The sequence below is a fragment of the Pararhodospirillum photometricum DSM 122 genome, assembly GCF_000284415.1.
Taxonomy (GTDB): Bacteria; Pseudomonadota; Alphaproteobacteria; order Rhodospirillales; family Rhodospirillaceae; genus Pararhodospirillum; species Pararhodospirillum photometricum.
The window spans coordinates 3,775,566-3,790,412 of record NC_017059.1 but is presented as its reverse complement, the minus strand read 5'-3'; the positions used below and the strand labels follow the sequence as shown (position 1 = coordinate 3,790,412).

Genomic DNA, 14,847 nt, shown 5'->3' with positions numbered 1-14,847 from the left:
TCCGGGGGCCCTTGCCAGGGACCTTAGGCCGCAGCGATGGTTGCAGGCCGTGGGCCGCTGGCGCGTAGCCGGGACCGCGGCGTCGAGACGGTTGGCAGGAGGGCGGTTTGGGGGAACTTGTTCCGGCAGACGAACAGATAGCCTTCGGGGTCCCGCCACGTCTCGTCACGGCCATAGGCGATGCGGCACAGATGGGGCGAAACACCGCGACGGCTCTCGACCACGTCGCGCAATAGATCGAATCCGACCGGGCGGCCGTAGTTGTTTAAAATGGTGCCGCGGTTTTGGAGAAGCTCCTTCCAGTCTGCCCACGAGCGCAGGGCTTCGTGGCCACTGAAAAGAAAACGCCAGCCCCAAGATTCCCGACCGATCGGCAGAACGTCGGGGGACGCGAGCAGCCCCGGGGAGAGGGACGCGTCCGGCTTGAGCAGCCAATAGTAAGTGGTTCCCATGATCTCGCCTCCTTGACGGCGCCTTCGTTGGGGAGCGCCTTGGTCACCCCCCTTTCTTTCACCTCGGAAAAGGTGTCGGGAGGCGGGGTGAAACATCTGTAGCGAGAATCATGCCCAAGCCCCGAGGCCAAGGCAAGGGGGATGTATTCATTCTGTTTTTCTTTTAGAAACATTAGGATGTATTGTCTAAAAATTTGTCGCAATGTCCTTAAAAAGAAAGGCTGGGGAGGCGGGCCTCCCCACACCCCTCCTCCCCGGCGGGCGGCCTTATCGCGTCATGAAGAAGACGAACAAGAACAGCACCACCGCCGTCCACAGGGTGCCTCCGGTCAGGCGCCCCAGGAAGCGGCCCACCCGTGCTCCCAGCCGATCGCGCTCCGACACTAAGGCATCAATCACCGTGCGTCCCAGCCAGCCGCCGGCCGCAGTGATCAGGAGAACTGCCGTCAGGTGGACATAAAGAGAGACCAGTCCAATGTGCGGCAGGTCAGGCCGACCCGGCACCAAGAACAGATGAACCCGGCGCACGGTGGCTTGCAAAATCTCCTGGGCCAGGACCGTGTTCATCCCCAAGGCGCTGACGATCACCAAGACGACCAGCCCGACACTGACAATGACGCTGAAGCTCTGGCCGGTTTCAGCGTGGCGGACGTGGCGGCGGGCTTGGGCATGGGCCAGGGCGGCCTCCAGGGTTTGGGCGAAGGCGGCGGTGTCCTCCTCCAGGCCCAGGGCTTGGCGCCACGGCGTCAGGGGGTCGAGGGCGCGGCGCGAGGGCAGGGGGAGGCGGCGGCGCAGGGTGTCTTGCTCGATCGCCAGCAAGGTACGGTCCTGGGTGTCGTCGTCGCTAGCGAGCGCTGCGGTGAGCCGGGCGTCAAGGGCGTCGAGGGCCAGCCGCTCCCCGAGGGCGGCCAGGACCAGGGCCTCTTCCCGCGCCCGGATGTCGTCCGACGGGGTTCCGCCGATCAGGGCATGACCGCCCTTGAGGACCAAGCGCCGGCTGCCGTCGGCCAAGTCGTCCTGGCGGACCACGTCGTCGGCCCGGAACAAGACGGTCCATTCGGCGGCCGGCGTGCCGGCCGGCAGATCCAAGAGGCTGACCAGCGGCATTGCGCCGCCGGGGGGCGTCTCCAGCCCGGGATGGGGCAGTGGCCGTCCGTCATCGTCCAGCCACACCACCTTGGCGTGGCCCCGGCGCAGGATGTCGCTGACCTTGCGCACATCGTCCACGCTCACAGCGCGGCGTCGGGCCGTGCCGACCGGATCTTCTACGCTGAGATCAGGGCGTTCCAAGGGCCGGGTGGCACTGCTGCTCCCAAAGTCGGCCTCGACCACCAAGACGGCCCCCCCCGTGGCTAGCTTGACGACTTCCACGCGGGGGAGGGCCGCGCGTAAAGCCAGGGTACGGTTGTCCACCTCGACCTCAAGAGTCAGGCGGGCCGCCGCTTGCCACTGTGCCTCGGCCTGCGGTGCGAGCGGCCAAAACCAGATTTGACGCCATCCGTTTAATCCACTCATCCCCGTTTCTCCTTGCTCCGGGCACGCTTGGGCTTATTTTTACGCCTCTTCTGAGCGTACCGCCCCCAAAAACGAAGGCCCCCGCATTTCTTAAGATTCCAAGGACCAAGGGGGTCTGGGGAGGCCGTGCCTTCCGAGCCTTCCTTTCCTTCTCCCTACACCTCGCGCACGCCAACGATCCCCGGCAAATCGCGCAAGGCGGCCAAGGTTTGGGCCTTCAGCGCAAACCCATCCTTGAGCCGGATCTCCACTTCCTTGTCCTCCAAAACCGCCACCAGGATCACCGTGCGGTTGCCCACGCCATCGCGGCTTAAGAGGTCACGCAGCGCTGGCACCGGCGAGGCCTCGCGGAGCGTCACCTTGATGCGATGCGTCGCCCGGGCCACCGCGTCGTCGAGCAACTCCACGCCCTGGATCAGCATGCGGACCTCTTCACCCTCCAGCCGGGCATCGACCCGCACCAGCAAGGGCCGCCCCAGATCCAAGGTCTCGCGCGATAGCGCTAGCACTTCGGAAAACATCATGCCCTCAACGGTCCCCGTGGCGTCGGACATCTCGACAAAGGCATAGCGGTTGCCCGACTTGCCGATGCGCTCCTTGCGGGCCCCCGGGGTGACCGCGAGGCGTACCCCCCCGGAGCCGCCATTGCGCAGATGCCCCGCCAACAGCGCCAGCGGCACTACATCGAGTCGCTCCAGCGCCTCGCCATAAACATCAAGCGGATGGGCCGACAGGTAAAAGCCAATGGCTTCGCGCTCGCGGGTCAGGGTCTCCGTCACCGACCACGCGGTCGCCGGTGCCAGCTTGAGGGGCACGCCTCCGCTCCCCGGACCGCCAAACAGGCTGGATTGGCTGGAGGCCCGGTCTTCGGCGGCCGTCTGCGCGTGGCGCATCAAGACCTCGACGTTGGCCATCAAAGCCCCCCGATCCGGGTGCAAGCTATCGAGAGCGCCGGCTTTGATCAGGTTTTCCAGCAAGCGCCGGTTGACCAGACGCGGGTCGATGCGAGACACGAAGTCCGCCAGACTGCGAAAGCGTCCGTTCGCCGTGCGCTCGGCCACCAAGGCAGCCATTGCCGCCTCGCCCACGTTGCGGATGGCCCCCAGGGCATAGCGTACCGCCCCGTCCTCCACCGAAAACTGGGCCTCGGAGTGGTTCACATCCGGCCCTAGCAAGGGAATCCCCAAGCGCCGCAGTTCGACCTTGAAGGCCGCCAGCTTGTCGGTGTTGTGCATGTCGTAGGTCATGGTCGCCGCCATGAACTCGACCGGGTGGTTCGCCTTCAAATACGCCGTGTGATAAGCCACCAACGCATAAGCAGCCGCATGAGACTTGTTGAAACCATAGCCGGCGAACTTGGCGATTTGGTCAAAGACCTCGCTCGCCTTGGCCTCGGCGGTGCCGCGCGCCTTGGCGCCTTGGACAAAGATCGCCCGCTGTTCGTCCATCTCGGCTTGGATCTTTTTGCCCATGGCCCGGCGCAGCAGGTCGGCGCCGCCCAGGGAGTAGCCGGCCATGATCTGGGCGGCTTGCATCACCTGCTCCTGATAAATCAGGATGCCGTAGGTCTCCTTCAGAATGGATTCCAAGTCGGGATGGAGGTAGACCACCTCCTCCTCGCCGTTTTTGCGCTTGATGTAACTGGGGATGTTGTCCATCGGGCCCGGGCGGTACAGAGCCACAACGGCGATGATGTCCTCCAAGGTGTCGGGCTTGAGGCCGCGCAAGACATCGCGCATCCCTGTGCTTTCCAACTGGAACACCCCGCTTGTCTCGCCCCGGCCCAGCATGGCATAGGTCGGCCGGTCATCCAGCGGCAGGGTCGAAAGATCAAGGAGGACCCCGTTTTTTCCAGCAGCCGGACCGCCATGGCGAGCACGGTCAAGGTCTTGAGGCCGAGGAAGTCGAATTTGACGAGGCCCGCTTGTTCCACCCACTTCATGTTGAACTGGGTGACGGGCATGTCTGAGTTGGGGTCGCGATACACCGGGACCAACTGGTCCAGCGGCCGGTCGGCGATCACCACCCCGGCCGCGTGGGTCGAGGCGTGGGAGTACAGGCCCTCCAGCGCCTGCCCGATGGCCAGCAGCTTGGCCACGGCCGGGTCCTCGTCGCGCAAGGCTTGCAACTGTGGTTCGCCTTCAATGGCTTGCACCAAGGTCACCGGGTTGGCCGGATTGTTGGGCACCAGTTTGCAAATGCGATCCACATACCCTAAAGGCATTTGCAGCACCCGGCCCACCGAGCGCAGCACCGCCCGGGCCTGGAGCTTTCCAAAGGTGATGATCTGGGCCACCCGGTCGGCCCCGTATTCCCGCTGAACGTAGCGGATCACCTCTTCGCGCCGGTCCTGGCAGAAGTCGATGTCGAAGTCGGGCATCGACACGCGCTCGGGGTTCAAAAAGCGCTCGAACAGCAGCGAAAACCGCAACGGATCAAGATCGGTGATGGTCAAGGCCCAGGCCACCACCGAGCCCGCGCCCGATCCGCGCCCCGGCCCCACCGGGATGCCCTTGTCCTTGCCCCACTGAATAAAGTCGGCCACAATCAGAAAGTAGCCAGGAAACCCCATTTTGACAATGACATCAAGCTCGTAAGCAAGGCGCTCCCGGTACGGCCTCGCCACGGCCTCGCGCTCGGCCTCGTCCATGTCAGGCCGGAAAACGTTTTTTCCCAGGCGCTTCTCCAGGCCCTCGCTCGCCATGGCGCACAAGGCCTCGGCCTCGGTGCGCCCCTTGACCGCCGGGCTGTGCGGCAAGATGGGCTTGCGCTTCTCGGTCATCACCGCGCAGCGCGTGGCAATCACCAAGGTATTGTCCACCGCTTCCGGGAGATCGGCGAACAGGGTGCGCATTTCCTCAGCGCTCTTGAAATAATGCTCGGGCGTCAGACGGCGGCGGTTGGGATCGTTGAGCACCGTCTTTTGCGACATGCAAATCAAGACGTCGTGGGCCTCGAACTGGTCGCGCTCGGCAAAGAAAGGCTCGTTGGTGGCCACCAACGGCAGGTCCAGCGCATAGGCCAAGTCGATGAACGCCGGTTCAATGCGGTCTTCGTCGGGCAGACCGTGCCGCTGGAGCTCCACATACACCCGATCGCCAAAACATGCCTTGTGCCGCTCCAGCATCTGCCGGGCGTCGTCGGTGCGGTCGGCCTTGAGCAGGCGCCCCACCGGCCCCGCCATACCGCCGGTCAGCAAGATCAAGCCTTCGTTGCGCGCCTCAATGTCGGCCAGACGGACCTGGGGAGTCTCGCCCGCTTCCGTTTCCAGGAACGCTTTGGAGACCAGCTTTGTCAGGTTCGCGAGGCCGGCTCCATCCTTGGCAAGCAGGACCAGGGCGTCGGGGTCGGGGGCCCGGGTGTCGCGCGAGGCGCCAAACCCTCCTTCCTTCACCTCTTCGTTGCGGACCGCCAGTTGGCATCCGATGATCGGCTGGATTCCCATGTCCGCCGCCGTGACGGAAAACTCCAGCGAGGCAAACAAGTTGCCGGTGTCGGTCACGGCCACCGCCGGCATTTTGCGACTGTGGCACAGTTTGACCAGGGCCTTGACCGCCATCGCGCCTTCCGACAGCGACAGTGCGGTGTGGACCCGCAAATGAACAAACCCCTCGGACGAGGGGCGGGGCGAAGGGGGGGAGGGAGCCATGTCGTTCATCCCCCCACTGTGCCACGACTGTTCTCTTGCGTCATCTGGCCAAAAAAACAGGCAAGGGACCAACGAGACCGAGGGGCTGGGAAGGCCCGCGCCTCCCCAGGCCTTCCTTCAAAAAAAAGGGCCCCCGCGCGAAGGGCCCTTGAAGAGGAGGAGAGAGGGCCGGAGCCCTCTCCCGATTGGATCACACAGGTCAGCCCGGCAGGGCCGCTTGCTGCGCCGTCGTCATCGCCGCGGTCTGCGTCGTGGTGAAGGCCGCCGCCTGCGCCGTGGTCAGGGCCGACAGTTGCGACGTGGTCAGGCCGGTAATCTGAACCGTGGAGAACGACTCGATCTGAGCCGTGCTCAGGCCCGGGATCTGGCTTGTCGCCAGCGCCCCCACTTGGGTCTTGTTCAGTTCACCAATGTCCGCCGTCGTCAGACCACGGATCTGGGCGGTCGTCAGCGCCTGGATCTGTCCAGAGGACAGGCCAGACACCTGGGCCGAGGTCAGAGCCGACAGGTTGGCGGTGCTCAAGGCCTTCATCTGGCTCGTCGTCAGCGCGGACACCTGGGTCTTGGTGAACTCGCCGATGTCGCTCGTCGTCAGACCATTGAGCTGGGTCGTGGTCATCGCCGCAATCTGCGCCGAGGTGAACCCGCTCACTTGGGCCGAGGTCAGGGTCGAGAGCGACTTGGTGGAGAGCGCCGCGACCTGATCGCTGGTCAGCGCCGCCACCTGGGTGGCCTTGAGGCCCGCCAGAGCGTCGGTGGCGATCGCGTTCACCTGGCCCGTGCCCAAGGCCTTGACCTGGGTTGCCGTCAGGGCCGCGACCTGGGTGGAACCCAGGCTGGACACCTGCTTGGTGGACAGAGCCCCCACCTGCGCCGTGGTCAACGCCGCCGCCTGCGCCGTGGTCAGGGTGCCCACCGCCGCCGAACTCAGAGCCGCGACCTGGGTCGTGGACAGAGCCGCCAGTTGGGTGGCCGACAGTTCCTGAACATCCGCCGTTGAGAGACCCGCCACCTGCGCGGTGGTCAGGGACTTCAGCTGGGCGGTGGTCAGGCCCGACACTTGCGCCGACGACAAGGCCGACACCTGCGCCGAACTCATCGCCGCCAGTTGGGTGGTGGTCAGGGCGCCCACCTGGGTCTTGCTCAACTCACCCACGTCGGCCGTGGTCAGGCCGGCGATCTGGGCGGTGGAGAGCGCGGCCACCTGGGTGTTGGTCAGACCAGAGACCTGGGTCGAGGTCAAAGCCGACAGCGCCGTCGTGGACAGACGTCCCAGCTGGTTGGTGGTCAGGGCCGCGACCTGGGTCTTGGTCAACCCGCCCACCGTGGTGGTGGTGAACGCCGAGACCTGGGTCGTCGTCAACGACGCGACCTGGGTGTTGCTCAGGGCCGCCACCTGGGCGGTCCCAAGGCTCTGGATCTGCTTGGTGGTCAGGGCCTGGATCTGACCCGTGGTCAGGCCGGAGACCTGCGCCGAACTCAGGGCCGTCACCGCCGTCGAACTCAGGGCGGCAACCTGGGTCGTCGTGAGGGCGCTCACCTGTGTCTTGGTCAGCTCACCCACATCGGCCGTGCTCAGGGATGCGACCTGAGCTGTCGTCAACGCCTGCACCTGGGCCGAGGTCATGCCCGCCACCTGGGTGGAAGACAGGGCCGCGAGGCTGGCCGTGGACAGGCCCGCCACCTGGGTGGTCGTCAACGACGCCACTTGGGTCGCGGACAGACCGGCCAGGGCCGAGGTTGCCAGAGCACCAATCTGCGCGGTGCTCAAGCCCTTGATTTGCGACGTCGTCAGACCCGCGACTTGGGCGGTCCCCAACGCCTGGATCTGCTTGGTGGACAGCGCGGCGACCTGGGCCGTGGACAGACCCGACATCTGCGCCGTGCTCATCGCCCCCAGGGCCGAGGTGTTGAGCGCGGCCACCTGGGCCGTCGTCAGCGCACTGATCTGGGTCTTGTTCAGTTCCTTGACGTCTGCCGACGACAAGGAGGCGATTTGGCCCGTGGTCAGGGCCCCGACCTGAGCCGTGGAGAGCGCGGCCATCTGGGCCGACGTCAGGGCCGAAACGTTGGCCGTGGTCAGGCTGGCAATCTGCGAGGACGTGAGTGCCCCCACCTGGGTGGCAGACAGTTCGCCGATGTCAGCGGTCGCCAGTCCTGCCACCTGGGCGGTGGTCAGCCCCTGGATCTGTTTGGTGCTCAACCCGGAGACTTGGGCCGAGGTCAGGGCCGAGAGGGCCTTGGAGGACAACGAGGCCAACTGGCTGGTGGAGAGCGCGCCGACCTGGGTCTTGGTCAGTTCGCCGAGATCAGCGGTGCTAAGGCCGGCCAACTGAGCGGTGGTGAGGGCGGCGATCTGGCCGGAGGTCATGGCCGCGACTTGCGTCGAGGTCAGGGCCGAGAGGGCCGCGGTGCCCAGGCGGGCGACCTGATCGGTGGAGAGGGCGGCCACCAAGGTGGCATTGAGCCCGCCGACCGTGGCGGTGGTAAAGGCGGCGACTTGGCCGGTGGTCAGACCCTTCACCTGGGTGGCGCTGAGGGCGTTAACCTGAGCGGTGCCCAAGCTCTGGATCTGCTTGGTGGACAGGGCAGCCACCTGGGCCGAGCTGAGGCCGGAGACCTGAGCCGTGGTCAAAGCGGCAAGGGCGGTGGAGCTGATGGACGCCACCTGGGTGGCGGTCAGGGCACCGATTTGGGTCTTGGTCAGTTCGCCGATGTCAGCGGTGCCAAAGGCGGCGATCTGGGCCGTGGTCAGGGACGACAGTTGCCCGGAGGTCAGGGCAGCGGTCTGGGTCGCGTTCAAGGCCAGCACGGTCTTGGTCGCGAGGGCGGCGACCTGGGTGTTGGTCAGGCCGGAGATCTGGGTGGCGGTGAGGCCGGCCAAGCCATCGGTCGAGAGGGCACCGATCTGGGCCGAACTGAGCGCCCGGATCTGCCCGGTGGACAGGGCGGCGACCTGGGCCGAGGTCAGGCTGGAGACCTGCTTGGAGGTCATAGCCGCGACCTGACCGGTGGTCAGACCGGAGAGCAAGGTGGCGTTGAGAGCGCCGACCGCTGCCGAACTGAGGGCCGCGACCTGGGCGGTGCCAAGGGCGCCGACCTGGGTCTTGTTCAGCTCGGTCACGTCCTTGGTATTCAACGCGCCGACCTGGGCGGTAGTCAGAGCCCCCACCTGGGCGGTGGAGAGCGCGGCGACCTGAGCGGAGGTCAGGGCCGAGACGCCCGCAGTGGTCAGGCTGGCGATCTGCTTGGAAGTGAGCGCGCCGACCTGGGTCGCGGTCAGTTCACCGATGTCGGCGGTGCCGAGCGTGGCGATCTGGGCCGAGGTGAGCCCCTGGATCTGACCGGTGGTCAGGCCGGAGACTTGGGCCGAGGTCAGGGCCGAGAGGGCCTTGGAGGACAACGAGGCCAACTGGCTGGTGGAGAGCGCGCCGACCTGGGTCTTGSTCAGTTCGCCGAGATCAGCGGTGCTAAGGCCGGCCAACTGAGCGGTGGTGAGGGCGGCGATCTGGCCGGACGTCATGGCCGCGACTTGCGTCGAGGTCAGGGCCGAGAGGGCCGCGGTGCCCAGGCGGGCGACCTGATCGGTGGAGAGGGCGGCCACCAAGGTGGCATTGAGCCCGCCGACCGTGGCGGTGGTAAAGGCGGCGACTTGGCCGGTGGTCAGACCCTTCACCTGGGTGGCGCTGAGGGCGTTAACCTGAGCGGTACCCAAGCTCTGGATCTGCTTGGTGGACAGGGCAGCCACCTGGGCCGAGCTGAGGCCAGAGACCTGAGCTGTGGTCAAAGCGGCAAGGGCGGTGGAGCTGATGGACGCCACCTGGGTGGCGGTCAGGGCACCGATTTGGGTCTTGGTCAGTTCGCCGATGTCAGCGGTGCCAAAGGCGGCGATCTGGGCCGTGGTCAGGGACGACAGTTGCCCGGAGGTCAGGGCAGCGGTCTGGGTCGCGTTCAAGGCCAGCACGGTCTTGGTCGCGAGGGCGGCGACCTGGGTGTTGGTCAGGCCGGAGATCTGGGTGGCGGTGAGGCCGGCCAAGCCATCGGTCGAGAGGGCACCGATCTGGGCCGAACTGAGCGCCCGGATCTGCCCGGTGGACAGGGCGGCGACCTGGGCCGAGGTCAGGCTGGAGACCTGCTTGGAGGTCATAGCCGCGACCTGACCGGTGGTCAGACCGGAGAGCAAGGTAGCGTTGAGAGCGCCGACCGCCGCTGAACTGAGGCCGCGACCTGGGCGGTGCCAAGGGCGCCAACCTGGGTCTTGGTCAGCTCGGTCACGTCCTTGGTGTTCAACGCGCCGACCTGGGCGGTGGTCAGAGCCCCCACCTGGGCGGTGGAGAGCGCGGCGACCTGAGCGGAGGTCAGGGCCGAGACGCCCGCGGTGGTCAGGCTGGCGATCTGCTTGGAGGTGAGCGCGCCGACCTGGGTGGCGGTCAGTTCACCGATGTCGGCGGTGCCGAGGGTGGCGATCTGGGCCGAGGTCAGCCCCTGGATCTGACCGGTGGTCAGGCCGGAGACTTGGGCCGAGGTCAGGGCCGAGAGGGCCTTGGAGGACAACGAGGCCAACTGGCTGGTGGAGAGCGCACCGACCTGGGTCTTGGTCAGTTCGCCGAGATCAGCGGTGCTAAGGCCGGCCAACTGGGCGGTGGTGAGGGCGGCGATCTGGCCGGAGGTCATGGCCGCGACTTGCGTCGAGGTCAGGGCCGAGAGGGCCGCGGTGCCCAGGCGGGCGACCTGATCGGTGGAGAGGGCGGCCACCAAGGTGGCATTGAGCCCGCCGACCGTGGCGGTGGTAAAGGCGGCGACTTGGCCGGTGGTCAGACCCTTCACCTGGGTGGCGCTAAGGGCGTTAACCTGAGCGGTGCCCAAGCTCTGGATCTGCTTGGTGGACAGCGCGGCCACCTGGGCCGAGCTGAGGCCAGAGACCTGGCCCGAGGTCAGGGCCGCAATCGCCGTGGAGCTGATGGCCGCCACCTGGGTCGTGGTGAGCACGCCGATTTGGGTCTTGTTCAGTTCCTGGATATCGGCGGTGCCGAGGCTGGCGATCTGAGCCGTGGACAAGGCCCGGATCTGCGCCGTTGTCAGTGACTGGACCTGACTGCTGGTCAGAGCCGAGAGCGCTGCCGTGCCGATCACGCCGAGTTGGGTGACCGTCAACGCCGCAACCTGAGAGCTGATCAGTTCGCGAATGTCGGCCGTGCTGAGGCTGGCGACCTGGGCGGTCGAGAGCGAGCCAATCTGGGTTGCCGTTAGGCTTCCCATCTGGGTGCTGTTGAGAGAGGCGAGGGCTGCCGTGCCCAGAGCAGCGACCTGGGCGGTGCTCATGGCCGCGAGCTGCGTCTTGTTAAGGGCGGCTACCGTGGAGGTGGAGAACGCGTTGACCTGGGCCGTGCTGAACGCCCCAACCTGGGTCACGCTCAGGGCACTCAACTGATCGCTGGTGAGGTTTTGGACCTGCTTGGTCAGGAGTGCGGCGACTTGGCCTGTGGTGAGCGCTCCGACCTGGGTCTTGGTGAGTGCCCCGACATCGGCGGAGGTGAGCGCCTGGATTTGGGTTGCACTGAGGGAGGCCACCTGCGTGGCCGAAAACTCACCAATATCGGCGGTGGTGAGGGCGGCGACCTGGGCGGTGGTCAGCGCCGCCAGTTGGCCGGTCCCCAGGCCACTTACCTGGGCCGAGGTGAGGGCCGACACGGCCTTGGTGGACAGGCCGGCAATTTGTGATGTGGAGAGCGCGCTGATCTGGGTTTTGGTGAATTCGCCGATGTCACCCGTGCTCAACCCGTTCAATTGGGTGACCGAGAGCGACCGCACTTGCGTGGTGGTCAGGGCGGCGGTCTGGGCCGAGGTGAGGGTCTGGAGGGCGGCGGTCCCGAGCGCTCCAATCTGCGCCGTGCTGAGGGCCGCGACCTGGGTGGTGGTCAGTTCGGCGATGTCGGCGGTGCGCAAGGCCGCGACTTGGCCGGTGGTCAGCGCTCCGACCTGGGTTGCGCTCAGGCCGGCGACCTGATCGCCGGAAAGGCCGGTGAGGGCCGAGGTGCCGAGACTCGTGATCTGGCTCGTGGTCAAAGACGCGACCTGCGTCTTGGTCATGGCGGCCACGGTGGATGACGTAAGGGTGGCGACCTCGGCGGTGGTCAGTCCCTGGATCTGGGTGGCGGTGAGCGCGCCAATCTGGACTGATGTCAACGACTTGAACTGGGTGGTGGACAGGGCCCCCACCTGCGTCTTGGTCAGTTCCTGCACGTCGGCTGTGGTCAGGGCCGAGAGTTGGGCGCTGGTCAACCCCGCGAGTTGGGCGGTGGACAGGGCCTGGACCTGGGTTGCCTTGAGGGCATTGAAGTCCGTTTCCAGGGCGCCAACCCCGGCGCTGCTGAACATTTGCAGCTGAGACGCCGAGAAGACCAACTGAGTCGAGGTGAAGGCTTTGATTTGGGCGGTCGACAGGACCTTAATATGGTCAGTGGTGAGCGCTTGAACTTGCGCTGTTGTCATCTCCGTGATGTCGGAGGTTGACAAGGACGCGATTTGGGCTGTCGTCAACGCCGAGACTTGCGTTGGCGTGTAGCCTGAAATTGGCGATACCATGTCTGTCCTCCACTAGTGGCTGTCTGAGGCCGCGACTTTGTCGCGGGGGCTCGACGTTTCCCGGGGAACAGGGGCTTTTTCTAAGAGGAGCGTTCCGCTAAGAGAAACGCACCATGGCTTCAGCCAGGAAGTGCAGGACATGAACAACCTCCATTCTGGGGGCAAGGGTTCGGGAGCCAGTATGCTCTTCTCCTCGAAGATAAACAAGGAATTCGGGGGGGGCGGGGTGGGGGGCGTCTCGCCGGAACCCGGTAAAATTTGCCGTGGACACGCATTAGTCCATGGAGTGTTTGAGGGCTATTGGTCATTTGGAAGACTCGGAAAAGATGGAGATGCCGGTCTTCTTGGGAAAAATTCCTCCCGGGCCAAGTTAGATGAGGGAGGAGGGGGAAGCAGACTAGAAAGAGGAACAAGGATTCCGGTGAAGGACGGAGATGCTTCAGGATAAAAAGCGTTCACCATTGAGAGGTGTTCAGATCCGTCTCTCGGCGAGGGTTCCTTCAAAAGGAGGGGAGAAGTCGCCGGTTATCTATCAAAAGAGATGTCTTTTGCCCGAGGGGGCGCGTTCTGCGCGTCGGCATTCGCGGGCGGGTGAAGGCTTCCCCTTGGTCTGACCTCAAGAATGGGGGGCTCTGGTATGAGTGAGGAGGCGGGGCAGGCCAGCCTCCCCCCAACAATCCTTAAAGGGTCTCGTGTCGCACGCCCCCCCTTTGTGGAAGGGCAAGGACAACGCTCAAGGGGCTTTGCGGATTCTGCGGAATTGTTCTTCCAGGTCGTGCACAAAAGCCGCCGTATCCCCCAGGGTGCGACGCCAGATGTCGCCGGCCAAGCTCTCGCGCACCGGCCGGTAGGCGGCTGGAGAGGCCCCAAGGCGGGCGGCGATATTAATATAGTCATCCAGGGTTTCCGCGACGCACGCTCCCAGCCCCACCTGATGGAGCAGACTCCCCGCCATACGCGACGAGAAGGTCCGTCCCGCCAAGGTCACCATGGGCAGACCCATGCGCAGCGCATCGCTGGCGGTGGTTCCCGAGTTGTAGGGATAGGTGTCCAAGAAGAGATCCGCGAGCCGCAGGCGCGACAGGTACTGGGCGGGGCCGGTGGGGGCGGCGAAAATCAGACGGGCCGGATCCACCCCGCGGGCCTCGGCGTGACGGCGCATGGAGGCCTGGGCCCAGGGATTGCGGGCCAGAACCCACAAGACCGAGTTTTCGACGCGGCGCAGGATGCTCATCCAGGCCTCGAAAATCTCTTCGGTGATTTTGTAGGTGTTGGAAAAGCAGCAGTAAATGAAGCGATCCTCGGGCAATCCGACGTCGGCCCGAGTTTCCTCGGGGCCGATCTCGGCTTGCGTGTCGTTCGCTTGATAGACCCGAGGCATGTAAAGGGGCTGGGGGTAAAAATCATGGGCCAGAGCTTCCGGGACCACATAACGATCGGCGATGGCGTAGTCCAGTTCGGGAATGGGCATGGAGCCCACGTATCCCAGATAGGTCACCTGAACCGGGGCGGGGCGCCAGCGCAGGGCGCCGAGGCGGGTTCCCTCGGTCAAGCCGTTAAGATCGACCAGGATGTCGATTTCGTCGGCCCGAATGCGTCGAGCCAGAGCCTCGTCGCTGAGGTCGCGCACCCGCTCCACCCGATCGAACGCCGCAAGGATGCGCTGTCGCAAGCCGCTGCCGTCCTCGGGGCTGCTGCAATAGCCGATGATCTCAAAAGACGAGCGGTCATGGCGCTCCAGCACCTCGACCATCAGCATGCTGATGGGGTGCAAGCAGTAGTCGGAGGACAGGTAGCCAATACGAATCTTGTCGTGCGCGTACCCTTCCGGGGGCGCCAGTTGTTCGCAGGGCTGCGGCATTTTGCGCACCAGCCAGGATTCGACCCACTCATTGATGCGGGCGTTATCGTCAAACAGACTGAGAACCGAGAGCCCCCCCGCGCCTTGGATCATTTCCCCGACGCTCCGTCCGGGAAGCGGCGGGCCGAAGACCGGCCAGGCACACATTTTAAGGCGCAAGTGAAGCCAGTGGGTGTAGGCATCGTGCTGGTGGGGATCGAGCAGGAGGCTCTTGTAGAGAAGGGTCTCGGCTTCTTCAAAGCGATCCAAGGTTTCCAGCAGGCGGCCTTGATGATTGAGAAGGGCGGTGCGAGCTTCGACGGGTTGCAGCGCCTGCTCCCAGACGGCGAGTGCGGCGGCGTGCTTGCCTTGACTTTCCAAGACAAGGCCTAGGTTGACCGCCGCCACATGCAAGTCGGGCTTTTCGGCGACGGCATTTTGGTAGGCAAGGGCCGCTTCGTCCAGCGCGCCCCGGGCCGAGAGTTCCACTCCCAGATTGAACCACGCGGCGTAGCGCGGGCCGCGGTCGGGGCTGCTGACCTCCAGCCAAAGGCGGTAAAGGTCGGCGGGGGTCAGGGCACGGGCCTCGTCCCGGCTTACACCCCCCACTTCCATCACGGTGACCAGGGGGGCGTCGGCCAGCAAGGCGCGCAAGGCCTTTTCATCCAGCGCATCCTCCAAGCGCCAATCTCGCCGGTCCAGATACGCGACAAGCGCTTGACCCTCGGAGGAGAGGGTGGCCCGGGGGGGGGTCTCGGACATCGTTGGTTCCTTCTCACGGCAAAGGAGAGGGCTGGGAAAGAGAG

General features: G+C 65.4%; 5 protein-coding genes and 1 pseudogene. All 6 read right to left on the bottom strand.

The window, feature by feature from the left end; genetic code table 11:
• Nucleotides 1-23: 23 nt before the first annotated feature.
• The 6 genes and pseudogenes from RSPPHO_RS16865 to RSPPHO_RS16845 all read right to left on the bottom strand — a co-directional run bounded on the left by RSPPHO_RS16865 (nt 24) and on the right by RSPPHO_RS16845 (nt 14,803).
• Complete coding sequence (locus tag RSPPHO_RS16865) at nt 24-452, bottom strand: hypothetical protein (protein ID WP_014416406.1); 429 nt, start codon at nt 450-452, stop codon at nt 24-26.
• A 267-nt stretch (nt 453-719) separates the two neighbouring features.
• Nucleotides 720-1,967 (bottom strand): hypothetical protein, encoded by a 1,248-nt coding sequence (locus tag RSPPHO_RS16860; RefSeq protein ID WP_014416405.1) that lies wholly within the window; start codon nt 1,965-1,967, stop codon nt 720-722.
• Nucleotides 1,968-2,122: 155 nt separating this feature from the next.
• A pseudogene (dnaE, locus tag RSPPHO_RS16855) lies at nt 2,123-5,526 on the bottom strand (DNA polymerase III subunit alpha).
• A gap of 289 nt (nt 5,527-5,815) precedes the next feature.
• Nucleotides 5,816-9,763 carry a beta strand repeat-containing protein gene (locus tag RSPPHO_RS16850; protein ID WP_051013973.1) on the bottom strand — a complete coding sequence of 1,316 codons (3,948 nt, stop codon included), beginning with the start codon at nt 9,761-9,763 and terminating at the stop codon, nt 5,816-5,818.
• Between the two features lie 20 nt (nt 9,764-9,783).
• The gene (locus RSPPHO_RS19475; RefSeq protein ID WP_014416401.1) at nt 9,784-12,201 is read right to left on the bottom strand and encodes a beta strand repeat-containing protein; all 2,418 of its coding nucleotides are present in this window, start codon (nt 12,199-12,201) and stop codon (nt 9,784-9,786) included.
• A 733-nt stretch (nt 12,202-12,934) separates the two neighbouring features.
• Nucleotides 12,935-14,803, bottom strand: coding sequence for an O-linked N-acetylglucosamine transferase, SPINDLY family protein (locus tag RSPPHO_RS16845; RefSeq protein WP_157879293.1), 1,869 nt, complete (start codon nt 14,801-14,803; stop codon nt 12,935-12,937).
• Between the last annotated feature and the right edge of the window lie 44 nt (nt 14,804-14,847).

What these genes read in the sequence shown, in the direction of transcription:
- RSPPHO_RS16860 (WP_014416405.1), bottom strand. Translation starts at nt 1,967, where the DNA reads ATGAGTGGATTAAACGGATGGCGTCAAATCTGGTTTTGGCCGCTCGCA.
- RSPPHO_RS19475 (WP_014416401.1), bottom strand. Translation starts at nt 12,201, where the DNA reads ATGGTATCGCCAATTTCAGGCTACACGCCAACGCAAGTCTCGGCGTTG.
- RSPPHO_RS16845 (WP_157879293.1), bottom strand. Translation starts at nt 14,803, where the DNA reads ATGTCCGAGACCCCCCCCCGGGCCACCCTCTCCTCCGAGGGTCAAGCG.
- RSPPHO_RS16865 (WP_014416406.1), bottom strand. Translation starts at nt 452, where the DNA reads ATGGGAACCACTTACTATTGGCTGCTCAAGCCGGACGCGTCCCTCTCC.